This is a genomic window from Streptomyces sp. RPA4-2 (genome assembly GCF_012273515.2).
In the GTDB taxonomy this organism is placed as follows: Bacteria; Actinomycetota; Actinomycetes; order Streptomycetales; family Streptomycetaceae; genus Streptomyces; species Streptomyces kaempferi.
Window position 1 is genome coordinate 8,201,976 of sequence record NZ_CP050975.2, and the last position, 25,293, is coordinate 8,227,268.

The window sequence follows — 25,293 nt, forward strand, 5'->3', positions numbered from 1 at the left end:
ACCGGTCAGCGCGCGCCCACCGAGCCGAGTGTCACCACGGCCAGGACGACGACCGCGCCGAGCAGGAAAGCGGTGCACAGCCGGCGCCGCAGCGCGTGGTACGCCGCCTCGTACTCGGCCCGCAGTTCCCGGCCGCGCCGTGCCGTCCGCTCCCAGGATCGGCGTGCGAGCGCCAGGTGGTTGTCCACGTAGGCCTTCTCCACCTCCTCCCGCTGGGTGTCCGTCAGCCAGGCCAGGGACCGGGCGAAGCGAGCCGCCTCCGCCCGTCCCTCGGCGCGGGCGGCCTCGATGAGCAGATGGCCTTCCAGCTCGCTGACGAGGGTCCGCGGATCGAGCGGGCGGTCGTCCATGGCGGTCATCGCAGCTCCCCGCGCGCCGTCTCCAACTGCGGGCGCGCGGCGTCGATCTCCGGGTGGTGGAGATCGAAGGCGGGAGATTCACTGCGGATCCGCGGCAGGGTGAGGAAGTTGTGGCGCGGCGGCGGGCAGGAGGTGGCCCACTCCAGTGAACGGCCGTAGCCCCAGGGGTCGTCGACGTCGACCTTCTTGCCGTACTTGGCGGTCTTCCAGATGTTGTAGAAGAACGGCAGGAGGGAGCTGCCGAGCAGGAAGGAGAAGATGGTCGACACCGTGTTGAGGGTGGTCAGGCCCTCCACCGCCAGATAGTCGGGGATGCGTCGCTGCATGCCGTTCGCGCCCAGCCAGTGCTGGACCAGGAACGTGCCGTGGAAGCCCACGAACAGTGTCCAGAAGGTGATCTTGCCGAGCCGCTCGTCGAGCATCTTGCCCGTCATCTTCGGCCACCAGAAGTGGAAGCCGGAGAACATCGCGAACACGACCGTACCGAAGATCACGTAGTGGAAGTGCGCCACCACGAAGTAGCTGTCCGAGACGGGGAAGTCCATCGGTGGCGACGCGAGCATCACTCCCGTCAGACCGCCGAACACGAAGGTGATGAGGAAGCCGGTCGCCCACAGCATGGGGGTCTCGAAGGACAGTGAGCCCTTCCACATCGTTCCGATCCAGTTGAAGAACTTCACGCCTGTCGGTACGGCGATGAGGAACGTCATGAAGGAGAAGAACGGGAGCAGTACGCCGCCGGTGACGTACATGTGGTGCGCCCACACGGTCACGGAGAGACCCGCGATCGCGATGGTCGCGCCGATCAGGCCCATGTAACCGAACATCGGCTTGCGCGAGAACACCGGGATGACCTCGGAAATGATGCCGAAGAACGGCAGCGCGATGATGTACACCTCCGGATGGCCGAAGAACCAGAAGAGGTGTTGCCAGAGCAGCGCCCCTCCGTTCGACGCGTCGAAGACGTGCGCGCCGAATTTGCGGTCCGCCTCCAGCGCGAACAGCGCCGCGGCCAGTACGGGGAAGGCCAGCAGGACCAGTACACCGGTGAGCAGCACGTTCCACACGAAGATGGGCATGCGGAACATCGTCATGCCGGGAGCGCGCATGCAGATGATCGTGGTGATGAAGTTGACCGCGCCGAGGATCGTGCCGAAGCCGGAGAAGGCCAGGCCCATGATCCACATGTCGGCGCCGACACCCGGCGAACGGACCGCGTCCGACAGCGGCGAGTACGCGAACCAGCCGAAGTCGGCCGCGCCCTGCGGGGTGAGGAAGCCGCCGACCGCGATCGTCGAGCCGAAGAGGTACAGCCAGTAGGCGAACATGTTCAGCCGCGGGAACGCCACGTCGGGCGCGCCGATCTGCAGCGGCATGATCCAGTTCGCGAAGCCGGCGAACAGCGGCGTCGCGAACATCAGCAGCATGATCGTGCCGTGCATCGTGAACGCCTGGTTGAACTGCTCGTTCGACATGATCTGCAGACCGGGCCGGGCCAGTTCGGCGCGCATCAGCAGCGCCATCACCCCGCCGACGCAGAAGAAGCCGAACGCCGTGACCAGATACAGCGTGCCGATCGTCTTGTGGTCCGTGGTGGTCAGCCACTTCACCGCGGCCGTTGTGGGACGACGCGGACGCCCGGGAACGGCTGCGGGCGGCGTCGTGACAGTGGTGCTCTCCATGCCCCGCCTGTGTCCGGCGCCGGGGCCACCGTCACACTTGGGGGAAGCGACGAGCGTCACATCGGCGGCTGTGACGACAGAGGGACTGCCGGACACATACGGATCATGAGCAACGACGAGACCTTCGCCGCTGCCTATCGCGAGCACTACTGGGCGGTCAGCCGCTACGTGGCGAGGCGACTGGACGGCCGGAGCGGTGATGTGGAGGAGGTGGTGGCGGAGGTCTTCACCGTCGCCTGGCGGCGGCGGTCCGACCTTCCGCCGTCGCCGCTCCCCTGGCTCTACGGGGTGGCGCGCCACTGTCTGGCCAACGTCGTACGCGGCTACGGGCGGCGCCGCAGGCTCCTCGATCGGCTGGGCAACGACGAGAGCGCGCACGGCAGACAGGTGGTCGAGAGCCCCGACTCCGGGTCACCGGGCGACTGGGTGCACGAGGCACTGGCCCGGCTCTCACCGGCGGACCAGGAAATACTGCGCCTCACGGCCTGGGAGGAACTGGGCGTCGACGAGGTCGCCGTCGCCCTCGGCTGCGGCACCCGCGCCGCGGCGATGCGCCTGCACCGCGCCCGCCGCCGGCTCAGAGCCGAGATCGACCGTCCGCACCTCGCCGCGGTCCCCGGTACCGCGACGCCCTGCCACGACACCCCGAAGGAGCACGGCCATGGCTGACGAACTCGACCTCCTGCGCCGCGCCAACCCGGTACCGTCCAACGACGGCCGCTTCCACGACCGGCCCCTCGACCAGCACGCCGAGCGCCGCCTCAGCCGGCTGCTGCACAGCGGACGCCCCCGCCGGCTGCGCCGCTGGGTGCTGAGCGTCGGGACGGCCGCCGCCGTCGGCGTGACCGCCCTGACCCTCCTGCTCTCGGGGTCGGCCACCACCCCGCGGTGGCCGCGCCCCGACCCCTGCAGATCGAGTCCGGCTCCACCCCCGTCCCTCTCGGCCGGATCGCCGCACGGGCGGCCGCCGACCGCTCCCAGCGGCTGCGCCAGGGAACCCACACGCAGACCTGGAGCCTGAGCATGACCGCGGGCCCCGGCGCCCGGCCGGCGGTCACGCTGCCCGAGGAACGCGTGATCCGCTGGCGGGCGGACGGCAGCCACACGGAACTCGTCGTGGCCACCGACCCCCGCCGTCCGGGCGAGCCCGTCATCACCGGAGCCGACCCCGTCCCGCGCACCGTCGAGGACGGTCATGTGCTCAGCAGGCGGACCTTCCCGCCCAGCTGGAGCGATGCCCCACCTCAGGCCACCCCGCCGCGCGACATCGGGCGGCTGCGCGCCTACCTCGACGAACTCGACCCCACCGGACCGCTGGGCACGTCCCAACTTCTCGACGCGGTCAGTGAGTTGCTGGACAACTGGACCCTCGGTTCACGCGAGAACGCGGCAGTGGTCCGTCTCCTCGCCGACGCGAAGGGGCTGCGTCCGGCCGGCGCGGTCACCGACCGGCTGGGCCGCCCGGGACAGGCGTACGTGTACGAGGACACCGCGCACGCCGTGCGCCGGATGCTGATCCTGAATCCGGTGACCGGCGCCGTACTCGGCCTGGAGGACACCGTCACCAAGGACGACGCGGAGTTCGGCGTCCGGGCCGGGGACGTGATGTCGTACAGCGCGTGGATGCGCTGAGCGCACGCCTCGGACACCGGGTCGACGGTCGGCGCCCGCCCGTGCCGGGCTGATCCGGCGGCACGACGACCGCCGTCGGACCGCCGCCGCGCTCAACCGCCGCGCACGCCGGTCGTGGGCGGCGCCGTCGGGTCGGTCCCGGCCAGGAACGCCTCGGCCTGCGCCTCGACGGTGGCGGCGCCGGCGGCCCGCGCCCAGCGCGCGATCTCGCGGGCCAGCGCCGCGGCTCCGGGCTCGTCACCCGCGTCGCGGGCCAGGACCGCCAGGAGCAGTTGCTGCGAGAGGGTGCCGGGGACCGTTCCGGCGCGGGCGCCGAGTTCGGTCGCCCGGGTCCAGCGTTCCAGGGCCCGTACGTGGTCACCGGCGTCGTGATCGTGATCGCCGAGGTGTCGCAGCGCCTCGCGCGACAGGAGGTCGTCGCCTGACTCGCCCGCGCGCAGGGCCGCCTCGTAGTGCGAGGGCGCGCACCCGCGTTCGGCGAAGAGGTTGTCGGCGATGAGGCCCAGGTACATCTCGGCCCAGCCACGGCGGGCGGTGTCGGGCGCCCCATCCCGCAGGCTCAGGGCGAAGCCGCGCAGCGAGGCGAGGGCGGCGGGGTCCTTGCCGTCGGGTCCGGCGCGGAACGCGCCGTCGACGTGCACCTGTTGACGGTAGCCGTGACGCAGCCGGAGGAAGTCCAGGTCCCAACGGCTGTCGAGGGGGGATCCGCCGATGACGTCCTCGGTGGGCCCCGCGACGCGTTCCCCGGCCACCTCCTCGTCCATGTCCTCGACGGTCCTCCCGGCGGACGCGAGCCTCGCCGCCGCCAGACCGGTCCCGCCGAACCAGTCGCTCTCCAGGGCGACTTCGGCCGCCGAGACGGCGAGCCGGACGCGGGCCCGCGCATCGGTCACCTCCGCGGCCTCCAACAGGGCCATCGCGCGCTCCCATCGCCCCGCGATCCTCAACTCATGTGCCGCTGACAGGAGTTCGTCGGCCGGCACGACCGCAGTGACGGTGTCGCTCGTGGTGTTCGTCATGGCGAGGAAGGTAGTAATCGGGAAAACTATCCACAAGAAAACTACTTTCGGAGGTGGGCATGGGGGAGCACACGGGGGAGCCGTCCTCGACCGGGGACTCCGTCGACCGGCACGTGGCGCTCTGGTCCAAGGAGCTCGACTGGATGGACCCGGTCAAGGAGGCGATCTTCGTCCGGCTCGCGATCCTGGCCCGGCACGCCGCGCAGGCCCGCCGGGACACCCTCGACTCGGACGGACTGCGCCACTGGCAGTTCAAGGTGCTCCTGACGCTGCGCAGGGCCGGGCCGCCGTATACGGCGAGCCCGTCGGATCTCGCCGATCGGCTCGGTCTGACCCGCGGTGCCCTGTCGGCGCGGCTCGCCCCACTGGAGGACGCGGGACTGATCACCCGTACGCACCGGGCGGCCGACCGGCGGCGGGTGGAGGTACGGCTCACCGAGGCCGGATACGCCGCATTCGAACGGCACGCGGTGTCGGAGGACGAGGGTGAGAACGCGCTGCTCGCAGCGCTGACCGCAGCAGAGAGGCGGACACTCGCAGACCTGCTGCGGAAACTGGTCGTGGCCGCCGAGTCCGGTGCGACCGCCCCATAGCCACCTTGGCCGAGAAGGTCCAGGTCAGACGGGAGGACACCTGGACCTTCGGCCAGTTCCTCCCTACTCGTCCCATGCCTGCAGCAGCGTGTGTTCGACGATCTTGCCGTCCCGCAGCGACATCATCGAGCTGGCCAGTACCCGCACGCCGTCCGGATAGAGGCAGGACTCGGTGAAGGCGACGTGGTCGCCCTGGATGACACACTGTTCGAGCTTGTGGACCATGTCCCGGCTGTAGACGTCGTTCAGCATGTCGGCGATCTCGCCACGACCGTGTTTCACCATCGGGTGACTGGGCTGAGTGTTGCGGTCGACGATCTGTATCTCCGCGTCGTCCGCGTACAGCGCCAGCATCTCCGCCGCGTCGTGTCCTTCGATTCCGCGGCGCAGCGCTTCGGTGTCGAAGGCGGGGCCTGCCATGGTGCCCATGAATGACCTCCTCGAAAGGCCGCGGCCCGGTGAGGAGCGGGCCGCGAGGGGCCTCTCCTCCGAGACTCCTCCGCCGCACAGCTCACGGCAAGCCCAGCCCTCACGATGAGCCTCTCGGGTGAGCGGCGGGGTCCGGCCGTGACCGGGCGGGGTCCGGTGCCGTTGCTGAAGGCATGATCTCAACACGACGTATGGTCGCCGCCGTTGGTCTCGCCGTCGGTGTCACGGGCCTGGCCGCGCCGATGGCCTCCGCGGCCGCCCCCGAGGTCCCGGACGCGGGACGACTGAACCCGATCACCCAGCTCGACACGCTCGCGACGAGCGGCCTGCCGGCCGAGCACCGGAACGACATCCCGCGGGTGGCCAACCAGCTGGCCGGGCTCAACCACCTCAACGATCTCAACCAGCTGCACCAGCTCACCGACCTGGCCGCCCCCGTCACCGGGTTGCTGCCGGGCATCGAGGCCTGAAACGGCCGACCGAGCCCCGCAGATCCTGCCCTCGGCACGCGTGCCGGGGGCAGGATCGCGTCCGCCCCTGTTCGCCCGGTGAACAAGCCTGCGTCCCGCGGGCACCCGGCGGCCACGGCGCGGAGCCTCAGCCCGCCGTGGCGAGGAACTGCGTGGCCGCCAGCTCGGCGTAGAGCGGATCTCCCGCCACGAGTTCCCGATGGGTTCCCACCGCGCGCACCCGGCCCGCGTCCATGACGACGATGCGGTCGGCCATCGTGACGGTGGACAGCCGGTGCGCGACGACGAGGACCGTGGTCGTACGCGCGACATCGGCGACCGTGTCCCGCAGCGCGGCCTCGTTCACGGCGTCGAGCTGCGAGGTCGCCTCGTCGAGGAGCAGCAGGCGGGGGCGGCGCAGCAGGGCGCGGCCGATCGCGACGCGCTGACGTTCGCCGCCCGACAGCTTGGTCCCACGATGCCCCACCAGCGTGTCGAGACCGCGCGGCAGCCGGGCCACCAGCCCGTCCAGACGCGTCGTCCTCACCACCCGGGTCACCTCCGCCTCGTCGGCCTCCGGGTTGCCGAGCAGCAGATTGTCCCGCAGGGAACCCGACAGGACCGGCGCGTCCTGCTCCACGTACCCGATGGCGGACCTGAGCTGCGACAGGTTCCAGTCCTCCAGCGGACGGCCGTCCACCGTGATCACGCCGGACTCGGGGTCGTAGAACCTCTCGATGAGGGAGAACACGGTGGTCTTGCCCGCGCCCGAGGGGCCGACGAAGGCCGTCATGCCGCGGGCCGGTACGGCGAACGTCACGCCGTGATGGACGTACTGCAGGTCGTCGGCGTACCGGAAGCGGACGTCGTCGAAGGCGAGCGAGGCGGGCGCCGAGCCGGGCGTCGGCAGCGGCGTGGGGAGCGAGGCCGGTTCCGCGGGCAGCCGCAGCGCCTCCTGGATCCGGGCGAGCGCCGCGGCGCCGGTCTGGTACTGCGTGACCGCGCCGACGACCTGCTGGATCGGCGACATGAGGTAGAAGACGTAGAGAAGGAAGGCGACCAGGGTGCCCACGCCGATCGCGCCGGTCGCCACCCGGGCGCCGCCCACCGCGAGAACCGTGATGAAGGCGATCTGCATCGCGAGCCCCGCCGTGTTGCCCGCCGCCGCCGACCACTTGGCGGCCCGCACGCTCTGCCGCCAGGACTCCTCGGCCGCCGCGTGGATGGTCTGCTCCTCGCGGTGCTCGGCCCCGGACGCCTTGATCGTGCGCAGTGCGCCGAGGATCCGCTCCAGCGCGGCGCCCATCACGCCGACCGCGTCCTGAGCCCGCTTGCTGGCCCGGTTGATGCGCGGCACGATCAGGCCGAGCACCGTTCCCGCGCACAGGATCACCCCGAGGGTGACGCCGAGCAGCACCACGTCGACCAGCCCCATCATCACCACCGTCGCGACGAGTGTGAGGCCGCCGGTGCCGATGCCCACGAGCGAGTCGGTGGTGACCTCGCGCAGCAGTGTCGTGTCGGAGGTGATGCGGGCCATCAGGTCGCCCGGCTCGCTGCGGTCCACGGCCGGTATGCGCAGCCGCAGCAGATAGGACGACAGGGCGCGCCGCGCGCCGAGGACCACCGACTCGGCGGTGCGCCGCAGCACGTACGAACCCAGCGCGCCCACCGCCGTGTTGGTCACCACGAGCGCCGCCATGCCGATCAGCGCCCGCCCGATGGGCCGGTCGTGCGACAGGTCGTCGATGAGTCCGCGCGCCACCAGCGGCAGCAGCAGACCGGTGCCACCGGTCGTCAGCGCCAGCAGGGCGCCCGCGAACAGGGCCCACCGGTGCGGGCGTACGTATCCGAGAAGCAGCCGCCAGGCGGGTGGTTCGGCTTGCGTCCCTGCGATGGTCACGGCGCTCCTTGTGGGAGGGGATGAGGATGCCTCAGGCTACGTCGGCACGGGCACCGTACGGGCACCGGTCGGCCCCCTGGTACAAGGTGGACCGGCCACGCGTCGACGGCGGCCCACGGGAGCCGCGTGCGGGCGCTCGGCAGCCGTCGGGCGGACGGAACGGGGCGTCCGCCGGGCTCTGTTCGGCGTGGGCCGTGACGCCCTTCGCGGGACGGCGGACGGCGGCCCGGCACACGTCGGCCGAGGCGACCGAGGACCACCTGGCCTGCTACCGGCCGGTCACACCGTAGGGTCGGTCGACGAACGTCGATCTACGGAAGGGTTCGCCACCATGGCGCAGGAAGTACGTGGCGTGATCGCCCCGGGCAAGAACGAACCGGTGCGCGTGGAGACCATCGTCGTGCCTGATCCGGGGCCGGGAGAGGCCGTGGTGAAGATCCAGGCGTGCGGGGTCTGCCACACCGACCTGCACTACAAGCAGGGGGGCATCAACGACGACTTCCCGTTCCTGCTCGGCCATGAGGCGGCGGGCGCCGTGGAGTCGGTCGGCGACGGGGTCACGGACGTCGCACCCGGCGACTTCGTGATCCTCAACTGGCGTGCCGTGTGCGGGCAGTGCCGTGCGTGTCTGCGCGGGCGGCCCTGGTACTGCTTCAACACTCACAACGCGAAGCAGAAGATGACCCTCACGGACGGCACCGAGCTGTCCCCGGCCCTCGGTATCGGCGCCTTCGCCGAGAAGACCCTCGTCGCCGCCGGACAGTGCACCAAGGTCGACCCGGCCGTCTCCCCGGCGGTCGCCGGACTGCTCGGCTGCGGTGTGATGGCGGGGATCGGTGCCGCCATCAACACCGGCAACGTCGGCCGGGGCGACTCCGTCGCCGTCATCGGCTGCGGTGGCGTCGGCGACGCGGCGATCGCGGGGGCCCGGCTGGCCGGCGCCGCGAAGATCATCGCCGTCGACATCGACGACCGGAAGCTGACCACCGCCTCGAAGCTCGGCGCGACGCACACCGTCAACTCCTCCTCGACCGACCCCGTCGCGGCGATCCAGGAGCTGACCGGGGGCTTCGGCGCCGACGTCGTCATCGACGCGGTCGGCCGCCCCGAGACGTACAAGCAGGCCTTCTACGCCCGTGACCTCGCGGGTACGGTCGTCCTGGTCGGCGTGCCGACCCCGGAGATGAAGCTGGAGCTGCCGCTGCTCGACGTCTTCGGACGCGGCGGAGCCCTCAAGTCGTCCTGGTACGGCGACTGCCTGCCCTCCCGCGACTTCCCGATGCTGATCGACCTGCACCTCCAGGGACGGCTGGACCTGGAGGCGTTCGTGAGCGAGACGATCGCCCTGGACGAGATCGAGCCCGCCTTCGAGCGGATGCACCACGGCGACGTGCTGCGCTCGGTGGTGATGTTCTGATGACCGCGCGCATCGAACACCTCGTCACCTCGGGCACCTTCTCGCTCGACGGCGGTACCTGGGACGTCGACAACAACGTGTGGATCGTCGGCGACGACCACGAGGCGATCGTCATCGACGCCGCGCACGATGCCGACGCCATCGCCGAGGCCGTGGGCGACCGGCGGCTGCTGGCCATCGTGTGCACCCACGCCCACAACGACCACATCGACGCCGCGCCCGCACTCGCCGAGCGCACCGGCGCCACGATCTGGCTCCACCCGGACGACCTGCCGCTGTGGAAGCAGACCCATCCTGACCGGCTGCCCGACGCCTGGCTGCAGGACGGGCAGGTGATCGAGGCGGCCGGTGCCGACCTGACCGTCCTGCACACGCCCGGCCACGCCCCCGGCGCGGTCTGCCTGTACGACCAGGGGCTGGGCACCGTGTTCACCGGCGACACCCTCTTCCAGGGCGGTCCGGGAGCCACCGGCCGCTCCTACTCGCACTTCCCGACGATCGTCACGTCGATCCGTGAGCGTCTGCTGGCCCTGCCCGGCGACACCGTCGTCCGCACCGGGCACGGCGACTCGACCACCATCGGCGCCGAGGCGCCGCACCTGGAGGAGTGGATCGCGCGCGGCCACTGACGGCGACGCGCCGGGACGGGGCGGCACAGGTACGGGGCGGCACAGGTACGGGAGACCTGACATCCCGGAGACCTGACCGGCGAGAAACCTGACACGCAAGAAACCTGACAGAAGATGTCCGGCTTCCACGTCACGCTCGGAGCGGCCCATGGGTGAAGCCACCGCATGGGCCCCTACGAACACGGACGAACGCGCGAACGCACGCACATGGAGGTCGGACATGTCAGGGTCACTGGAAGGCAAGGTCGCACTGGTCGCGGGGGCCACCCGGGGAGCGGGACGGGGGATCGCCGTGGAACTCGGCGCGGCCGGCGCCACCGTGTACGTGACCGGGCGCAGCACCCGCGAACGGCGCTCCGAGTACGACCGCCCCGAGACCATCGAGGACACCGCGGAGCTGGTGCGAGCGGCGGGCGGCGTCGGTATCGTCGTGCCCACCGACCACCTCGACCCCGCGCAGGTCGAGGCCCTGGTCGCACGCGTCGACGACGAACAGGGCCGGCTCGACGTCCTGGTCAACGACATCTGGGGCGGCGAGAAGCTCTTCGAGTGGGACGCCCCGGTCTGGGAGCACGACCTCGACAACGGACTGCGGCTGCTCCGGCTGGCCGTCGAGACGCACGCCGTCACCAGCCACCACGCGCTTCCCCTGCTACTGCGCCACCCCGGCGGCCTCGTCGTCGAGATGACCGACGGCACCGCGGAGTACAACCGGGACACCTATCGCGTCTCCTTCTTCTACGACCTCGCCAAGGCGTCGGTCCTGCGCATGGCCTTCGCGCTGGGACACGAACTGGGCCCGCGCGGCGCCACCGCGGTCGCGCTCACCCCGGGGTGGCTGCGCTCCGAGATCATGCTCGAGGCCTTCGGCGTCACCGAGGAGAACTGGCGCGACGCGACGGAGCGTGTGCCGCACTTCGGCATCTCCGAGACCCCGTTCTACGTCGGCCGTGCCGTGGCCGCGCTGGCCGCCGACCCGGACGTCGCGCGCTGGAACGGGCAGTCGCTCTCCAGCGGACAGCTCGCCCCGGTGTACGGCTTCACCGATCGCGACGGCAGCCGCCCGGACGCCTGGCGCTACATGGTCGAGGTCCAGGACGCGGACAAACCGGCGGACGGGACGGACGGGGGCGGCGACGGTGGCGGGCCCGACGCCCAGGCGGTCGTCGAGGCCTATCGCTGACACACCTCCGCCTCGGCCGTCCCGCCGACCCCGTCGTACGTCACTACTCCGCGTCGGCGCGTACGTGCAGGGGCGGGACCTGCCACGCCGGCGGACGGTCGGCCGACAGGGCCAGGTCCGCACGGACCGCCGCGTAGTACCCCTCACGTGCCTCGCGCTGGCGTTGCAGGAGAGCCTGCCATGCCTCGGGAGCACGGGTCCGCTCCCTCCCGAACCGCTCCATCTCCATCACGACGACGGCCCACGCGCGGGCCTTCTCCACGACCGCAGGGGCGCCGAGGAGCAGGAGTGCCTCGCCGGCCGGGTCCCCCGCTTCGGCGGCCTCGGCCAGCAGGGGCGCCGCCTCCTCGTGCGACAAGGCGTGCGGGTGGGGGTCGTTCCCGAGGTGGGCGGCGACCCGGTACGTCAGGGTGACCGTCCGCTTCAGACTGCGCGCGTAGTCGGCGTACACGGACAGCCGCCGCTCCTCCCACCGCGCCGTCTGCTCCCGGCGGAAGCGGGCCCGATCGCCCCGCACGATCGCCGCATACGAGCCGAGGGCACCGATGACCACGCCTATCAGCGCCGGGAGTTGTTGCATGAACGCGGACATGGGCGCACGGTATCTGTCCCGGCGACGATCACGGCAGTACCTTCGTTGCCATGACTGCCACGAGGCGCTTCGAAGGACACGGGGTTGTGATCACGGGCGCGGCCCGCGGTATCGGGGCGGCCACCGCCCGCCGGTTCGCCGACGAGGGCGCCCACGTGCTGCTCGCCGACGTGGACCTGCCCGAGGCGGAGAAGACGGCCGCGTCGATCCGTGAACTCGGCGGGCGGGCCGAGGCGTACGTCTGCGACGTGGGGGACCGCGCGTCGATCGAGCGAGCCGTCGCGCATGCCGTCCACACGTTCGGCTCGCTGGACGTCCTGGTCAACAACGCCTACGGATGCACCCCCGACGAGCCGCTCTTCGAGGATGAGCCGGACGAGGTGTGGGCCCACGACCTCGACCTCACCCTGACCGGCGCCTACCGGTGCTCCCGCGCGGCGCTCCCGCACCTGGTGGCCTCCGGCCGCGGAGCGATCGTCCATATCGGCTCCGTGAACGGCATCCAGGACTTCGGCAACCACGCCTACAGCGCCGCCAAGGCGGGTCTCATGTCCCTGACCCGCACGCTCGCCGGTCACGCGGCGCCCCGGGGGGTGCGCGTCAACATGGTCGCGCCGGGCACGGTCCGCACCACGGCGTGGGAGGGGCGCGAGGACGACCTCGCCGTGGCCGCGGAGCTCTACCCGCTGGGGCGGGTCGGAGAGCCGGACGACATCGCGGCGGCCGTCGCCTTCCTCGCTTCCCGTGACGCGTCCTGGATCACCGGGACCACGCTGTGCGTGGACGGGGGGCTACTGGCGGTCAACACCGGTTTCCGCCACGCGCTGCGAAAGAGCACGGAGGGGCCGGAGTAGGGCTCGGCATCCGCGGGGAGGCGTCCGCCGGGTGCCGTCCGCCGGGTGCCGGGCGCCTGCCCTCACCGCCGTCCGCGCCTCGTCACCCTGTGGGCGCTCCGCGTCACGGGGTCTTGTGCCCCCACCGCGGGCCCACCCGCTCCCATGCACGAGCCCACTCGTCGTAGCGGCGGCGGTCGAGCCGCCAGCGGGCGAGGCGGCCGCCGGCGAACACCAGGCTGCCGAAGGCGATCGCTGCACCCGTGCCGAGGGCTCCCGCCTCGGCGGACGCCGTGCCCGGATCGGGAGGCCGGGTGGTGAGCCGCCCCTTGTGGTCCAGCCAGACCACGATCTTCGAGCCGGCCAGGTGTCCGGCGTTCACCAGCGTCCGGCCCGTGTGGGTGGCGCCGTCCGGACCCGTCCAGCGGACCCTCGCGCGGACACCGTCGTAGACGGGGCCGTCCCCGGTCGGCAGGGTCCGGGCCGTGTTGTCGACGAGGACGGCCGGGACCGGGTGCCGTTCGTGCCGCAACCGGGCGAAGGACGCTTCGGCGGTATGGGCGGCCACCAGACCTACTACGGCGCCTCCCACCAGGATGACGGCCCAGACGGCCAGTACGATCCAGGCCTCGACGACATCGTCGTGCCGGCGCAGGGGATTGCTCCGCCACCGCCAGCACCACCGCTTCGTACGCCGTGTCCTGTGCATCGCCGCACCTCCTCGTCGTGCCTACGGCCAGGTGACGCCCGGGGAGCGAGGGGTGGCGGGGCCGACCGGACAGCGCGCGGGGCCGTCCGGCCCTCGTTCGCGCACGGGGGCCGTTCCGTCCCGGCCGGCAGGGGCCTCGTAAGCCCCGCCGGGTCCCGGAACGGGGACCGATCGGCCCGTGCGCACCGTGGGCGCGAGGGGCCGGTGAAGGGATGTCAGGGCCGGGGCGCCGGGGCGGGAAGGGCCCCACCCGCTTCTCGCGTGTCCTGATTGTGCGGTGCGCGGCTGCCGGCCGCTTCTCCGCGTCCTTCCCGGGTCCTTCCCGTCTCCTCCAGGACAGCACGTGCGGCACGGAACCGCCAGGGCCGATCGGCCCGGCCGCCTGCGCCGTGACCTCGCGGACCCCTCGTGAGCAGGAGCGGCACCGCCCGGCCCGCCGACGATTCCCGCCCGGGACGGCAGGAGCGTCGGTCGGTCGAAGGGGCGCCACCGGCGCCCCCGAGCGGTGCCCTCGGTGAGCCCGGGGAGCCCGGGTGTCAGTCGTCGTGCTCCGCACCTCCGTCGTGCTGCGTGCCCTCCTCGTGCTGCGTGCCCACCTCGTGCTGGTGTGCCGCTACGAGGGCCTCCACCATGTCGACGGCGCTGCCCTCGTGGTCGCTGCCGGCCGTACCGCTGCCCTGCTGGACGTTCGCGGCCCGGTCCACCTCGAGGATCGAGTCGGCGTGCGAGTTGTCGAGCACGGTGATGAAGCTGTCGCCCGCGGCCGCCGGTGCCGCCGCGGCACCCAGCAGGGCCACCGCCAGCAAGGCGGCCGTACGCGGGCGCGGTGACGGGCCGCGCGGCGGTGTCACGCGTTCACGCCCTGGGCCTGCGGCCGCAGACGCGCGATGTTGCGCTCCAGAAGCTGGGTGGCGGTCGCGACGCCGACACCGTTCGTCGTGTCCACCACCGGGAGCCGGCCGTCCGCCGCCCTGAGGTCGGCGAGCGCGGAGTGCATCGCCTGGTGGGCCGCGAACAGACACGGCGTGCTGTAGATGGCGACGTCCACACCGAGCTCGGACAGCTCACCCAGGGAGAGCCGGGGCGACTTGCCGCCCGCGATCTGGTTGAACAGCAGTGGCTTGTCACCGACCACCTTGCGGATCCGCCGGATCCAATCCACGCTGCGCACCCCGTCGACGAGCACCACGTCCGCGCCGGTCGCGGCGAGCGTCTCGGCCCGGTGCAGGATGTCGTTCTCGTCGGTCGCGTCCGTGCGGGCCACCACGACCATGTCCTGCCGGGTCGCCAGCACCATCTCCAGCTTGGCGAGGTACTCGGCCAGTGGCAGCACCTGCTTGCCGTCGGCGTGCCCGCACCGGCGCGGCCGCTTCTGGTCCTCGAGGATCACCCCCGACGCCCCGATCCGCTCCAGTCCCTCGACCACGTGACAGGCGACCTCGGGATCGACGTACCCGTCGTCGATGTCCACCAGCAGATGGTGCCGCGGGAACGCGCCCCGCAGTCGCTGGACGAACGCCACCATGTCCGGCCACGCGATGAATCCGATGTCCGGCAGCCCGTAGTACGAGGCCGCGAAGCCGAAGCCGGAGACGAACATCCCGTCGTAGTGCTCGGCCGCGATCGACGCCGAGTACATGTCGTACACGCCGATCAGCGGGGTGGTCTCCGGCCCGGCGATCTGCTCCCTCAGCTTCTTCCCGTAAGTCAACGTCCGGTTCCTTCCTCGGGGTTTAACACGGCGGGCGGAAAAGGCCGTTGCGACACGGCAGCCCTTTGCCAAGACAAAAGGATCTCTATGGCGATACGGAACGCTCTCCTTGGACGGGCTTTGCTCACCCCAACGGCGCAAGCGGTTCACCGGGGAAACGTCACTCGTCGCCCGTCCGGGTCGTCGGATGCCCTCGCCGTCCCATTCATCCGCGCGCAAGCCGCGCGTCACCCCCCGCTCAACTGCGGCTGGGACATTCACGGCATCGACAAAGTTGGCTATACAACTTGGGGAGAGAGTGATGACCGTGTCACCGTCAGTCAGGCAGCTGTCCGTCGAGGAACCCGCGGTGGAGGACATGCCGCTCATGTGGCTGCGGGACAACTGCGCCTGCGCCCTGTGCCGGGACCCGCGCAACGGGCAGAAGCTGTTCCAGATCACCGAGCTGCCCGCGGGCCTCGCGCTCGGCGCCGTCCGGCGGACCGCCGACGGCGTCGAGGTCGACTGGGCACCCGATGGCCACCGGTCGGAGTACTCCAGGCAGTGGCTCACGGCCAACCGTCCCGGTACGGGCGCCGACGCCGCCGACAGGCCCGGGGACCGGCGTGGTGAGACGGGCAAGACACTGTGGACCGCCGCCGACCTGGACGGCCGGCTGCCCGAGGCGGACTGGGCGGACTACCTGGGCGACCCGGTCGTCAAGGCCCGCGTGCTGGACTCGGTCCTCGGGCTCGGCTTCGCCCTGCTGCGCGACGTTCCGTGCCGTACGGGCCAGGTGCTGGAGGTGGCCGAGACGTTCGGCTACGTCCGCGAGACCAACTACGGGCGGCTGTTCGACGTACGGGTCGAACCGGACCCCAACAACCTGGCCTTCACCGGCGCGCGCATCACCCCGCACACCGACAACCCGTACCGCGACCCGGTGCCCACCCTCCAACTGCTGCACTGCCTCGCGAACTCGGCGAGCGGCGGCGACTCGGGTCTGGTGGACGGATTCAAGGCCGCCGCGCTGCTGCGCGCCGAGGACCCTGAGGCCTTCGCGGTGCTGACCCGCACACCCGTGCCGTTCCGCTTCAGCGACGCCCGCACCGTACTGGAGGCCGAACGGCCGCTGATCGACGTGGACGGCCGCGGCCGGATCCGCGAGGTGCGCTTCAACAACCGCTCGATGTCCACACTCCGGCTGCCTGCCAACGAACTGGAGGCGTTCTACCGGGCCTGCCGGACGTTCGCCGGGATCACCCTGCGCCCCGAACTCCAGCTGGACTTCAGGCTCTCGCCCGGCGACTGCCTGGTCTTCGACAACGTCCGGCTGCTGCACGCCCGTACCGCCTTCGAGGAGACCGGCGCCCGCCACCTGCAAGGCGCCTACGCCGACATCGACGCGCTGGCCGGCACCTTGGCCGTACTGCGCCGCCAACGGGACGCGGCGGGCGCGGAGTTCCTGGACGGACTGTCCGAACTCTTCGAGGGCGAGGGCGCGGGCGCCTACCTGGGCGAGCCGGTGACGATGGCGCAGCACATGCTGCAGGCCGCGGCGCGAGCCCAGGAGGCGGGGGCGTCCGACGCGCTGGTGGCGGCCGCGTTGCTGCACGACGTCGGTCACTTCCACGGCCCGCTCACCGGCGAGGACCTGATGGCCGGCACCGACAACCGGCACAGCCACACCGGGGCGGACCGGCTGGCCGACTGGTTCGGCCCCGAGGTCACCGAGCCGATCCGGCTGCACGTGGCGGCGAAGCGGTACCTGTGCGCGGTCGAGCCCGAGTACTTCGGCCTGCTCACCGAGGCCTCCGTCTACACGCTTCAGGTGCAGGGCGGTCCGATGTCCGCGCCCGAGGTCGCCGAGTACGAGGCGAACCCGTACGCGGCGGACGGGGTCGCGGTGCGCCGCTGGGACGACCAGGGCAAGGACCCCGAGGCGCCGGCCCCGGACTTCGCGCACTTCCGGCCGCTGCTCGCCGCACTGCTGCGGACCGCCTGATCAGGCCGTCCGCAGCCGAACACGCCGGCCGGGCGAGTGCGCGGTCAGGTGTCGCCGGCCGGGCGGCGGGCCAGCGAGCCGGAGGCGGCCGAACTGTGGACGGTGAAGGCCACGGTGTCCGGCAGGTACCGGTCGTCGGACCATTCGATCGGAGTGCCTGCCGGATCCGTGCTGCACCGCCGCTCGCGCAGCAACGGGTCGCCGGGCCGGCAGCCGAGCAACCGGGCGTCCTCCGCGTCGGCCGGGCACAGGTCGATGGTGTGCTGGGCGTCCGCGAACAGCACACCCCGTTCTTCCAGGGCCACGGTGTACGACACGGTGTCCGGTGGCAGCTCGGCGACCAGCTCACCGACGGCCGGCGGGAAGACGGTGCGCTCCACCATCGCGGGGCGGCCCGACAGCGTACGAAGCCGCCGTACGCGGTGGACCTCGGTTCCCTCGGGCAGACGCAGTTGTACGCACTCGGTCGCGTCGGCGGTCCGGGTCTCCGTGGCGATCATCAGGCCGCCGGGTTCCTCGCCCATCGAACGTGCCCAGCGGGTGAAGCTGAGCAGTTCGCCGAAGCTCTGCGGGCGGGGCATCCCGATCACGACCCGCCGGGTACCACGCCGCGAGGCGACCAGACCCTCGGTTCGCAGCAGGGCCATCGCCTGACGGACCGTGCCCCGGGAGACGCCGTACCGTTCGGCGAGCTCGCCCTCGGCGGGCAGCCGTCCGCCGGAGCCGTATCTGCCCTCGCCGATCTCCCGGCCCAGGTCCGCCGCCACCTTCCGGTACAGCGCCTGGTCCCTGCTTTTCGGTGTCGCGCTGTTCGGTGTCGCGCGTTTCCCGGTCCCGGCCGCACCGTCCGTCACCGTGTGCCTCTCCGTCCTGCCCTGCCGCGGCCCTGCTCGACCGGGCGGCGGATGTGCTCCGACCAGGGAGCCTAGCCGGGTTCGCCGGGTGTACACCGACGTCCGCCCGCACCGCTCCTCGTCGTGATGTCGAGGGACGCGCGGCCGCCCCGCGGTCCGGTGGCGACCCGGACCGGTGCCGGGGCGTGCCGGACCACGAGCGCGGCGAACACCTCCTCGTCCGCTTCGGCCGCCCGCACAGGGAACAGACCGGCGCGGTTCGTCCGCGAGACCCCGGCGCTCGGCGGCCCCCTTCGTCCGGTTCCGCCCGGTGGACACCGACGGGACGCGTCTTGTCACGCGGTACGGCCGACCGCGGACACGGTGATCGCTTCCCGGGTTTCGGGGGCACACGGAAAGAGGCACGGAACGGCCGGCCTCGTGTTCGGCGGCCGGGCCACGGTGCGCGCCGACGTCACCGCCGCGACCCGCCGGGTTCTCGCCGGCTGGCGGCCGCGTCGCGGCCCGCGGGCCAAGATCGTGGTGCGCACGAAAACCGGCCTGGCGGTCGACGCGACCCGAGGCCGGGGAGTAGCAGCCGCCTGTCCCGGCGGCGACTGGGCACACACCCGGAGAGGAGGACGAAGACTGATGGAACAGCCCCGCTCGGCGGCCGACCGGATCGCGCCGGCCGTCGTCGGCGTGAGCGCCCGGACCGTTGGTGCCCTGCCCGACGGATCGGCCGCCGCGCACCTGCCCACGTGGTGGGTCGTCGTACGGCCCGACGGCGCACCGCACGACCGGGCCGCCCTGTCCGGCCCGCGTGAGCGGGACCGGCGGAGGGCCGGCGTCCTGGCCCGCTCGACCGCCGCGCGCCGTCCGCTCACGCTCTCGTGCGTCGGCCGGTTCCGCGACAGCGTCCGCGCCCGACCGCCACTACCCGTGCCGGACACCGTGCCGGACACCGCCCCCGCCACCGTGCCGCCCGCCGTCGACGCCCTGACGGCGGAGGCCGAGGCGGCCGTGACCCCGTACCGTCTCGTCACCCGGGCGCCCTTCGGCGCCCGCACGCATCGGAGCCCTCATGTCCGCTGACCCCCGTACGGACGGCCTCGCCGACGCCCGGCCCCTCCGGGCGGCGCGCCCGGCCGCGCTCCGGCCGCCGGCCGCCTGGTGGCCGGCGCTGCGCCGCACGCCGGTGTCGATGTGGAACGACGACGTCTCCGACTGGGCGGCGGCGCTGACCTACTACGCGATCCTGACCGTGCTGCCCGCCCTGCTGGTCATGGTCATCGCGTTCGGTCTGATCAGTCCGGACACCGCGGAGCAGTTCACCGAGCACGTCACCTCCCACGCGCCCGCGCAGTCCGGGGCCGAACTGCACGGTGTGCTGGCCGGGACGCTGCGTGAACGTTCGGCCGCCTGGACCCTGCTCGTCACGGGTTCCGCGAGCGCGCTGTGGTCGGCCATCAGCTATCTCGCCGTGTTCCGCCGCGCCCTGCACCGCATGCACCGGGTCAAGGACTCACGTTCCGCCTGGCGCACGGCTCACCGCATCGTGCTGACCGCCCTCACCCTGCTCGGTCTGCTGGTGGTCAGCGCCCTCCTGCTGCTCCTGACCGGGCCCGTCGCCGAGGCGCTGGGACATGCGCTGGGCCTCGACACCACGGCGGCCCTGGCGTGGAACCTGCTGCGCTGGCCGCTGCTGCTGTGTCTCGTGGTGGTCCTGGTGGTCGTGGTCTTCCACGCGGGCCCCGCTCCCGCCCGCCGCCGTTCCCTCAGCCTGCCGGGGGGAGTCCTGGCCGCCGCTCTGTGGCTCACGGTCTCCGCGGGCTTCGCCCTGTACGCCTCGGCGTTGAGCAACTACAGCAGGCTGTACGGCTCGCTGGCCGGTGCGGTGGTCTTCCTCGTCTGGCTGTGGCTGTCCAACCTCGCCCTGCTCGCCGGAGCGCAGTTCACCGCCGAACTCGCCAAGGCGGCGCCCGAGAGTGTTCGCTGACACTATGTGACTTTGGTGTGTAGATATCGTTGTATCCATGTGAACGTTCGTCATGACTCCAGCCCGCAGCAGCTGGTTCTCGCCGCTCTCCTCGGCGCCTACTGGCTGGACTCGCCGCCGCACTACCACGGCCGGCACACCCCCCGCGCCGACGGCCCGCGGTCCGTTTCGAGGACGGAGACGACAGGGCCGCACCGACAGGAACGCGACGGGCCGCCCATCGGGAGCCAGGGTCGACAGACGGGCCGGAGAGTCGTCTCCTCAGAGACCGAGGGTGAACCAGGTCGTCTTGCCCTCGTCGGTGGGCCGTACGCCCCAGTCGTCGGCGAGGGCGCGTACCAGGATCAGGCCCCGGCCCGACTCCGCGTCCTCGGCCGCCGGGCGCGGCTGGGGAAGTTGCGGGCTGTGGTCGCTGACCTCGACGGTGAGCTCGGTCGCGGTCCGGCACACGTGCAGGCGGATGGGGCCCAGAGCGTGCTGCACCGCGTTGGTCAGCACCTCGGAGAGCAGTAGCCGGGCGTCGTCCGCCAGGGCGGTGCAGTCCCAGGAGGTGAGGGCCTTGCCGAGAAAGGCGCGGCCCTCGGGCACGGACTCGGGGACGGCGGGCAGGCCGGTGGTGACAGCGGCCAGTGGTGCGTCGGGCAGCCGGGCCAGCAACAGGGTGACGTCGTCGTTGTGGCTCTCGGCGTCGGGCAGGAGAGCGGTCAGGACGTGATCGGCCGCCGCCTCCAGGTCGGGGGCGGTGGTGAACAGCCGACTCAGCGTGGTGGTCAGCTTGGTGAGCTGGTCCTCGATGTCACTGCCGGGAGTTTCGATCAGCCCGTCGGTGTAGAGCATGAGCGTCGCGCCGGGTGGGATGACCACGCTGGACTGCTGGTAGAGGACACCGCCGACCCCGAGCGGCGCGTTCACGGGCACCGGGAGCGGGCGGGCGCCGTCGCCGGGGGTGGCGACGAGGGTGGGCAGGTGACCGGCCGAGCAGATCGTCACCTCGCCCGCGTCCGAGGCGATCACCAGATAGCAGCAGGTGACGAGCTGGTCCGGCACGTCCAGGTCGGTGACACAGGTGTCGAGGGCCTGCATGAGCTGACGCGGCTGCATGCCGGTCTTGGCCAGGGCGTGGGCGGCGGAGCGCAACTGTCCCATGACGGCCGCCGCCTCCAGCCCCCGTCCCATGACGTCGCCGATGAGGACTCCGACCCGGCCGGCCCCCAGGGGGATGAGGTCGAACCAGTCGCCGCCCACGCCCGCCCCCTGGGTCGCGGGCCGGTAGCGGCTGGCGGTGGAGAGGCCCGGAATGGCCGGAGGGGTGCCCATCAGGCTGCGTTGCAGGGTCAGCGCGATGTGCCGCTGCTGCTCGTAGAGGGCGGTCAGCTCGGCCTCGGCACGCTTGCGGTCGCTGATGTCCCGTACGATCGCGCACGCGCCGACGACCGTGCCGTCCGCCGCCCGGGTCGGCCACAGCGTGATGTCGACGTCCAGCAGGTCACCGGAGCGGGTGAGCCGCAACGTCTCGAAGTGCTCGACCTTCTCCCCGTTGCTCAGCCGCTCCAGGAGGGCGTCGATCTCGTCCCGGTGCTCGGGCGGAGCGAGCAGGGACACGTGCCGGCCCATCACCTCCGCCGGGAGGTAGCCGTACAGCTGTTGCGCGGCGGCGTTCCAGTACGTGATGTCGCCGTCGAGGGTCTTGGCGAGGATCGCGTCCTGGGAGGACTCCACGAGCCCGGCCAGCTCGTTGATGCGTTCTTCGGCGGCTTTGCGGTCGCTGACGTCGCGGACGGCGGCGGAGAGGAGGAGGCCGTCGGTGGTTTCGAGGGGGGAGAGGCTGATTTCGACGGGGAATTCGGTGCCGTCTTTGCGGAGGCCGTTGAGTTCGAGTCCGGCGCCCATGGGGCGTACTTGGCGGTTGTTGGCGTAGCCGTTGCGGTGGTGGGTGTGCTGGGCGTGGAAGCGGCTGGGGACGAGGATTTCGACGGGGTGGCCGAGGAGTTCTTCGCGTTGGTATCCGAAGAGGGATTCGGTTTGTGCGTTGACGAGTCTGATGGTGCCGGTGTCGTCGACGATGACCATGGCGTCGGGTGCGGCTTCCAGGAGTCCTCGGAATCGTTCTTCGGCGGCTTTGCGGTCGCTGACGTCGCGGACGGCGGCGGAGAGGAGGAGGCCGTCGGTGGTTTCGAGGGGGGAGAGGCTGATTTCGACGGGGAATTCGGTGCCGTCTTTGCGGAGGCCGTTGAGTTCGAGTCCGGCGCCCATGGGGCGTACTTGGCGGTTGTTGGCGTAGCCGTTGCGGTGGTGGGTGTGCTGGGCGTGGAAGCGGCTGGGGACGAGGATTTCGACGGGGTGGCCGAGGAGTTCTTCGCGTTGGTATCCGAAGAGGGATTCGGTTTGTGCGTTGACGAGTCTGATGGTGCCGGTGTCGTCGACGATGACCATGGCGTCGGGTGCGGCTTCCAGAAGCCCTCGGAACCGCTCCTCGGCACCCGCGGGCGCTGCCTCGTCCAGCAGGGCCCCGCACCGGCACGGTTCCTGGAACGCTGCACCGGCGGCCCGAGTTGAATGCGATCCGACGAAGTCGCCCATGTCCGCCCCAGGTGTGCTGTTCGCTCTGAATCGGGCCATCCCAGCGGAATGGGGTGTAGTCCGCCCCGCTATGTCGGCTACTGGCTTCACAACGGCCGAATCTGTCCGGCGGCGTTACGTCTGCTGACCGTCTGCCGCCGCAGTGGTCTCGCAGTCGGCGGGGCGGCTGCCGGACCGCGTGTCCGGGCACCGCACCACGCGTGACCCGGCCGATGACGCCGAGGACAGGGGCCGGGACCTGGGCCGGGGGAGTGAGTCCGTGCGGGTCCCGCCGCCGGGAGGTGGTGGCCCGTCGGTCCCGGAGTGGGTGTGTGGTGGACGGGTGTTCGGGGTGTCGCTGAGTTGGCCGTGTGGATGGAGTGGCGGCTGTTACTCACTTTCGGGTGAGGGGTGGGGTGGCGTGGAGGGTGGCGTTTGGGATGATTCCCTTTATTTCAGGGCGATATGGAGCCAATTTTCTGATATCGGGAGATAGGTGCATATTACAGTCGAGGGTCATGGTCGTGTTGTCGGTCGGTAATGCGGTGCGGGTGGCGGGCTCGGGTGGCGTGGTGGGGCGCGAGAGTGTGGTTCTCGGCCAGCGGGCCGGGGCCCAGAATCGCGGATCCTCATGTGTGGTCCGCCCGTTCCCTCTAGGGGGCGTTCGTGTCTGTTTCGCAGTCTGTGATGGTTCGTCGTGCTGCTGCGGCCGCGGTGGCTGCCGGTGTGGTGGTGGGTGTGGCGGCGCTGCCGGCGTCGGCGGACCAGGGGCGGCTTCCGTTTCGTGCGCAGGTGCAGATCAGCCAGGTGCAGTACGACTCTCCGGGCTGGGACTCGGGGAGCAACGCGTCGTTGAACAAGGAGTGGGTGGAGGTCACCAACACGGGGCGTTCGGGCGTGAACCTGGACGGCTGGACGCTGTCGGGCCGTGACGGCCGCGCGTACGTCTTCGACCTGCGCCTCGGGGGCCGCGAGACCGTGCGGGTGCACACGGGAGTGGGGCGTGACGCCGGCCGGAACGTCTACCAGGACCGCCGTGGCTACGCCTGGGACAACCGCGCGGACACCGCGACGCTGCGCAACGACCGTAACCGTGTCATCGACGTGGTGACCTGGGGTCGCGGACCCATCGGCCGCGGTCACGTGCTTCCCGGCCGTCACTACGGTCGCGGTCATGTGTTCCCCGGCCGTCACAACGGTCGCGGCCATGGGCTGCCGATCGGTCACAACGGTCGCGGTCACGGGCTGCCGATCGGTCACAACGGTCGCGGTCACGGGCTGCCGATCGGTCACAACGGTCGCGGTCACGGGCTGCCGATCGGTCACAACGGTCGCGGTCACGGGCTGCCGATCGGACACATCGGCCGGGGCAACGGGCTGCCGATCGGTCACGTCGGTCGCGGTACCGAGCTCCCCGGTGGTCACATCGGTCGCGGTACCGAGCTGCCGGGTGGTCACGTCGGCCGTGGTACCGAGCTGCCCGGTGGTCACATCGGCCGTGGTACCGAGCTGCCGGGTGGTCACGTCGGCCGTGGTGCCGAGCTGCCCGGTGGTCACATCGGTCGCGGTACCGAGCTCCCCGGTGGTCACATCGGCGGTGGTCACCAGCTGTCCGGCGGTCACGAGGGCATCGGTGGTCGCGGCCTGGGCCGTCACTGACACCACCGGCAGGCGGGCGCGGTAGCGAACCCGTCCGCTCGCCTCCCACGAGGGCGTGCCACCGACCATCGGTCGGTGGCACGCCCCTTTCGCGCTCCGAGAATATCGACAAAGCGGATACAAAGGTATAAAGGCGACTCTTGTCTCATGTCCTTCGTTGCGCCGACAGGGCCCGGTTCGCCTCGACTTGACCGTCCGAGGCATACTTCATCGACGACTGGAGCGGGTCTGCTCCCACGCCCCCCGAGGTTCATCGCCGCACCGGGAGGGGCGATCGATTCCTACGGTCAATGTCACTGTTTCGTCGCAGCCTGATCCGCCGCGCAACGCAAGTGCGCCGACGTGTGTCTAGCAGACGGAAACAGAAGGAATCACCACGAGGACATGCAGAAGGAAGGGCCCGCCATGGGGGACGTACGCAGACGGGGAGCCGTCGCGCTGGGGATCACCGGACTTGTCGCGCCGCTGGCGCTCGCGCTGGGCACGGCGCCCGCGCAGGCCGCGAGCTGTACGACACAGACCGGTCCGTACCAGAAGCAGGTGGAGAAGTTCCTCGGCCGTCCGGTCGACGGCAGGCAGTCCACCGCCGACTGCAAGGCGACCCAGGCCTTCCAGACCAAGCACGGCATCACCCCGAACGCGGGGTACGCGGGATCCGTCACCTGGGGCGTGATGGACCTCATGAACAAGCAGAAGGCCGTCGGCACCAAGCCCAACAAGGACGGCAAGTGCCCGGTCAACAAGGGCCGCATAGCCTGCGTCAACCTCACGCTCCAGCTCAGCTGGATCCAGGACGGCAGCAGGCTGGTCTACGGACCGGTTCCGGTCCGTACGGGGCGCAACGGCTACGAGACCCGCACCGGCCTGAAGAAGATCTACTGGCGTGACATCGACCACGTGTCGAGCATCTACAACGTGTCGATGCCCTACAGCCAGTTCTTCGACGGCGGCCAGGCCTTCCACTCGGTCGGCCTCTCCATGTGGAACCCGCCGGGCTCGCACGGCTGCGTCAACATGACCTCGGCCACCGCCAAGAAGTACTGGTCGCTGCTGAAGAACGGCGACGACGTCTTCGTGTACGGCCGTAAGCCGGGCACCTGACCGGGCCATGAGCCGGGC

Annotated in this window: 25 protein-coding genes; 14 read left to right on the forward strand and 11 right to left on the reverse strand. The window is 71.3% G+C overall.

Going from position 1 to position 25,293, the window contains the following annotated elements; translation table 11 throughout:
* Nucleotides 1–5 precede the first annotated feature (5 nt).
* On the reverse strand, nt 6–359 hold the full coding sequence (locus HEP85_RS35775) for a hypothetical protein (RefSeq protein ID WP_168531639.1): 354 nt from the start codon (nt 357–359) through the stop codon (nt 6–8).
* Nucleotides 356–2,041: a cytochrome c oxidase subunit I gene (ctaD, locus tag HEP85_RS35780; RefSeq protein ID WP_248002208.1), complete on the reverse strand. Its 1,686-nt coding sequence runs from the start codon at nt 2,039–2,041 to the stop codon at nt 356–358. The genes HEP85_RS35775 and ctaD overlap by 4 nt, the downstream gene beginning before the upstream one ends.
* A 105-nt stretch (nt 2,042–2,146) precedes the next feature.
* Here ctaD and HEP85_RS35785 point away from each other — a divergent pair, with 105 nt between their 5' ends.
* Genes HEP85_RS35785 through HEP85_RS35795 form a run of 3 tightly spaced genes read left to right on the forward strand, consistent with a single transcriptional unit; the run spans nt 2,147 to nt 3,673 of the window.
* Nucleotides 2,147–2,710 carry an RNA polymerase sigma factor gene (locus HEP85_RS35785; protein WP_168531641.1) on the forward strand — a complete coding sequence of 188 codons (564 nt, stop codon included), beginning with the start codon at nt 2,147–2,149 and terminating at the stop codon, nt 2,708–2,710.
* A complete protein-coding gene (locus HEP85_RS35790; protein ID WP_369657994.1) occupies nt 2,703–3,062 on the forward strand; it encodes a hypothetical protein in 360 nt (119 codons plus the stop codon). Before HEP85_RS35785 ends, HEP85_RS35790 begins: the two co-directional genes overlap by 8 nt.
* Nucleotides 2,954–3,673: a CU044_5270 family protein gene (locus tag HEP85_RS35795; RefSeq protein WP_369658150.1), complete on the forward strand. Its 720-nt coding sequence runs from the start codon at nt 2,954–2,956 to the stop codon at nt 3,671–3,673. Before HEP85_RS35790 ends, HEP85_RS35795 begins: the two co-directional genes overlap by 109 nt.
* 92 nt (nt 3,674–3,765) lie before the next feature.
* On the opposite strand, the gene HEP85_RS35800 is transcribed toward HEP85_RS35795, so the two are convergent.
* The gene (locus HEP85_RS35800) at nt 3,766–4,692 is read right to left on the reverse strand and encodes a hypothetical protein (RefSeq protein WP_356011160.1); all 927 of its coding nucleotides are present in this window, start codon (nt 4,690–4,692) and stop codon (nt 3,766–3,768) included.
* A gap of 59 nt (nt 4,693–4,751) precedes the next feature.
* Here HEP85_RS35800 and HEP85_RS35805 point away from each other — a divergent pair, with 59 nt between their 5' ends.
* The gene (locus tag HEP85_RS35805) at nt 4,752–5,285 is read left to right on the forward strand and encodes a MarR family winged helix-turn-helix transcriptional regulator (protein WP_168531642.1); all 534 of its coding nucleotides are present in this window, start codon (nt 4,752–4,754) and stop codon (nt 5,283–5,285) included.
* A gap of 63 nt (nt 5,286–5,348) precedes the next feature.
* Here HEP85_RS35805 and HEP85_RS35810 read toward each other — a convergent pair whose 3' ends face one another.
* Nucleotides 5,349–5,714 (reverse strand): nuclear transport factor 2 family protein, encoded by a 366-nt coding sequence (locus tag HEP85_RS35810; RefSeq protein WP_168531643.1) that lies wholly within the window; start codon nt 5,712–5,714, stop codon nt 5,349–5,351.
* 173 nt (nt 5,715–5,887) lie between these two features.
* On the opposite strand from HEP85_RS35810, the gene HEP85_RS35815 reads away from it, so the two are divergent.
* Complete coding sequence (locus tag HEP85_RS35815) at nt 5,888–6,184, forward strand: hypothetical protein (RefSeq protein WP_168531644.1); 297 nt, start codon at nt 5,888–5,890, stop codon at nt 6,182–6,184.
* 127 nt (nt 6,185–6,311) lie between these two features.
* Here the strand turns inward: HEP85_RS35815 and HEP85_RS35820 are convergent, their stop codons facing one another.
* On the reverse strand, nt 6,312–8,066 hold the full coding sequence (locus tag HEP85_RS35820) for an ABC transporter ATP-binding protein (RefSeq protein WP_168531645.1): 1,755 nt from the start codon (nt 8,064–8,066) through the stop codon (nt 6,312–6,314).
* Nucleotides 8,067–8,397: 331 nt separating this feature from the next.
* Between HEP85_RS35820 and HEP85_RS35825 the strand changes: the two genes are divergently transcribed.
* The 3 genes from HEP85_RS35825 to HEP85_RS35835 all read left to right on the forward strand — a co-directional run bounded on the left by HEP85_RS35825 (nt 8,398) and on the right by HEP85_RS35835 (nt 11,295).
* Nucleotides 8,398–9,483, forward strand: a complete 1,086-nt coding sequence (locus HEP85_RS35825; RefSeq protein ID WP_168531646.1) for an S-(hydroxymethyl)mycothiol dehydrogenase — start codon at nt 8,398–8,400, stop codon at nt 9,481–9,483.
* Complete coding sequence (locus HEP85_RS35830; RefSeq protein ID WP_168531647.1) at nt 9,483–10,112, forward strand: MBL fold metallo-hydrolase; 630 nt, start codon at nt 9,483–9,485, stop codon at nt 10,110–10,112. Before HEP85_RS35825 ends, HEP85_RS35830 begins: the two co-directional genes overlap by 1 nt.
* A 220-nt stretch (nt 10,113–10,332) precedes the next feature.
* Complete coding sequence (locus HEP85_RS35835) at nt 10,333–11,295, forward strand: SDR family oxidoreductase (RefSeq protein WP_168531648.1); 963 nt, start codon at nt 10,333–10,335, stop codon at nt 11,293–11,295.
* A 43-nt stretch (nt 11,296–11,338) separates the two neighbouring features.
* On the opposite strand, the gene HEP85_RS35840 is transcribed toward HEP85_RS35835, so the two are convergent.
* Nucleotides 11,339–11,887 (reverse strand): hypothetical protein, encoded by a 549-nt coding sequence (locus HEP85_RS35840; RefSeq protein ID WP_248002209.1) that lies wholly within the window; start codon nt 11,885–11,887, stop codon nt 11,339–11,341.
* A gap of 50 nt (nt 11,888–11,937) precedes the next feature.
* Between HEP85_RS35840 and HEP85_RS35845 the strand changes: the two genes are divergently transcribed.
* Nucleotides 11,938–12,741 (forward strand): SDR family NAD(P)-dependent oxidoreductase, encoded by an 804-nt coding sequence (locus HEP85_RS35845; RefSeq protein ID WP_168531649.1) that lies wholly within the window; start codon nt 11,938–11,940, stop codon nt 12,739–12,741.
* Nucleotides 12,742–12,844: 103 nt separating this feature from the next.
* Here HEP85_RS35845 and HEP85_RS35850 read toward each other — a convergent pair whose 3' ends face one another.
* From HEP85_RS35850 to HEP85_RS35860, 3 genes are all read right to left on the reverse strand, one after another.
* Nucleotides 12,845–13,429 carry a hypothetical protein gene (locus HEP85_RS35850; RefSeq protein ID WP_168531650.1) on the reverse strand — a complete coding sequence of 195 codons (585 nt, stop codon included), beginning with the start codon at nt 13,427–13,429 and terminating at the stop codon, nt 12,845–12,847.
* A 536-nt stretch (nt 13,430–13,965) separates the two neighbouring features.
* Nucleotides 13,966–14,280: a hypothetical protein gene (locus HEP85_RS35855; RefSeq protein ID WP_248002210.1), complete on the reverse strand. Its 315-nt coding sequence runs from the start codon at nt 14,278–14,280 to the stop codon at nt 13,966–13,968.
* Nucleotides 14,277–15,140 (reverse strand): isocitrate lyase/PEP mutase family protein, encoded by an 864-nt coding sequence (locus HEP85_RS35860; RefSeq protein ID WP_329292636.1) that lies wholly within the window; start codon nt 15,138–15,140, stop codon nt 14,277–14,279. The genes HEP85_RS35855 and HEP85_RS35860 overlap by 4 nt, the downstream gene beginning before the upstream one ends.
* Nucleotides 15,141–15,447: 307 nt before the next feature.
* On the opposite strand from HEP85_RS35860, the gene HEP85_RS35865 reads away from it, so the two are divergent.
* Entirely contained in the window at nt 15,448–17,124 is a 1,677-nt protein-coding gene (locus tag HEP85_RS35865) for a TauD/TfdA family dioxygenase (protein ID WP_248002211.1), read from the forward strand.
* Between the two features lie 44 nt (nt 17,125–17,168).
* Here the strand turns inward: HEP85_RS35865 and HEP85_RS35870 are convergent, their stop codons facing one another.
* Nucleotides 17,169–17,978, reverse strand: a complete 810-nt coding sequence (locus HEP85_RS35870) for a GntR family transcriptional regulator (protein WP_168531652.1) — start codon at nt 17,976–17,978, stop codon at nt 17,169–17,171.
* 630 nt (nt 17,979–18,608) lie between these two features.
* Between HEP85_RS35870 and HEP85_RS35875 the strand changes: the two genes are divergently transcribed.
* Both HEP85_RS35875 and HEP85_RS35880 read left to right on the forward strand, forming a co-directional pair.
* Nucleotides 18,609–19,052 (forward strand): hypothetical protein, encoded by a 444-nt coding sequence (locus HEP85_RS35875; RefSeq protein ID WP_365220682.1) that lies wholly within the window; start codon nt 18,609–18,611, stop codon nt 19,050–19,052.
* The gene (locus HEP85_RS35880; protein WP_168531653.1) at nt 19,042–19,956 is read left to right on the forward strand and encodes a YihY/virulence factor BrkB family protein; all 915 of its coding nucleotides are present in this window, start codon (nt 19,042–19,044) and stop codon (nt 19,954–19,956) included. Before HEP85_RS35875 ends, HEP85_RS35880 begins: the two co-directional genes overlap by 11 nt.
* 261 nt (nt 19,957–20,217) lie before the next feature.
* On the opposite strand, the gene HEP85_RS35885 is transcribed toward HEP85_RS35880, so the two are convergent.
* Nucleotides 20,218–22,575: a PAS domain S-box protein gene (locus HEP85_RS35885; protein WP_282189873.1), complete on the reverse strand. Its 2,358-nt coding sequence runs from the start codon at nt 22,573–22,575 to the stop codon at nt 20,218–20,220.
* A gap of 732 nt (nt 22,576–23,307) precedes the next feature.
* On the opposite strand from HEP85_RS35885, the gene HEP85_RS35890 reads away from it, so the two are divergent.
* Entirely contained in the window at nt 23,308–24,174 is an 867-nt protein-coding gene (locus tag HEP85_RS35890) for a lamin tail domain-containing protein (RefSeq protein ID WP_348772462.1), read from the forward strand.
* A 405-nt stretch (nt 24,175–24,579) separates the two neighbouring features.
* On the forward strand, nt 24,580–25,275 hold the full coding sequence (locus HEP85_RS35895; protein ID WP_168534393.1) for a L,D-transpeptidase: 696 nt from the start codon (nt 24,580–24,582) through the stop codon (nt 25,273–25,275).
* Nucleotides 25,276–25,293 lie beyond the last annotated feature (18 nt).

Bases quoted from the DNA above. Each gene is read 5' to 3' on its own strand.
- HEP85_RS35775 (WP_168531639.1), bottom strand. From the start codon at position 359: ATGACCGCCATGGACGACCGCCCGCTCGATCCGCGGACCCTCGTCAGC.
- HEP85_RS35885 (WP_282189873.1), bottom strand. From the start codon at position 22,575: ATGGCCCGATTCAGAGCGAACAGCACACCTGGGGCGGACATGGGCGAC.
- HEP85_RS35850 (WP_168531650.1), bottom strand. From the start codon at position 13,429: ATGCACAGGACACGGCGTACGAAGCGGTGGTGCTGGCGGTGGCGGAGC.
- HEP85_RS35840 (WP_248002209.1), bottom strand. From the start codon at position 11,887: ATGTCCGCGTTCATGCAACAACTCCCGGCGCTGATAGGCGTGGTCATC.
- HEP85_RS35835 (WP_168531648.1), top strand. From the start codon at position 10,333: ATGTCAGGGTCACTGGAAGGCAAGGTCGCACTGGTCGCGGGGGCCACC.
- HEP85_RS35810 (WP_168531643.1), bottom strand. From the start codon at position 5,714: ATGGGCACCATGGCAGGCCCCGCCTTCGACACCGAAGCGCTGCGCCGC.
- HEP85_RS35815 (WP_168531644.1), top strand. From the start codon at position 5,888: ATGATCTCAACACGACGTATGGTCGCCGCCGTTGGTCTCGCCGTCGGT.
- HEP85_RS35790 (WP_369657994.1), top strand. From the start codon at position 2,703: ATGGCTGACGAACTCGACCTCCTGCGCCGCGCCAACCCGGTACCGTCC.
- HEP85_RS35830 (WP_168531647.1), top strand. From the start codon at position 9,483: ATGACCGCGCGCATCGAACACCTCGTCACCTCGGGCACCTTCTCGCTC.
- HEP85_RS35880 (WP_168531653.1), top strand. From the start codon at position 19,042: ATGTCCGCTGACCCCCGTACGGACGGCCTCGCCGACGCCCGGCCCCTC.
- HEP85_RS35825 (WP_168531646.1), top strand. From the start codon at position 8,398: ATGGCGCAGGAAGTACGTGGCGTGATCGCCCCGGGCAAGAACGAACCG.
- HEP85_RS35805 (WP_168531642.1), top strand. From the start codon at position 4,752: ATGGGGGAGCACACGGGGGAGCCGTCCTCGACCGGGGACTCCGTCGAC.
- HEP85_RS35875 (WP_365220682.1), top strand. From the start codon at position 18,609: ATGGAACAGCCCCGCTCGGCGGCCGACCGGATCGCGCCGGCCGTCGTC.
- ctaD (WP_248002208.1), bottom strand. From the start codon at position 2,041: ATGGAGAGCACCACTGTCACGACGCCGCCCGCAGCCGTTCCCGGGCGT.
- HEP85_RS35845 (WP_168531649.1), top strand. From the start codon at position 11,938: ATGACTGCCACGAGGCGCTTCGAAGGACACGGGGTTGTGATCACGGGC.
- HEP85_RS35785 (WP_168531641.1), top strand. From the start codon at position 2,147: ATGAGCAACGACGAGACCTTCGCCGCTGCCTATCGCGAGCACTACTGG.
- HEP85_RS35895 (WP_168534393.1), top strand. From the start codon at position 24,580: ATGGGGGACGTACGCAGACGGGGAGCCGTCGCGCTGGGGATCACCGGA.
- HEP85_RS35800 (WP_356011160.1), bottom strand. From the start codon at position 4,692: ATGACGAACACCACGAGCGACACCGTCACTGCGGTCGTGCCGGCCGAC.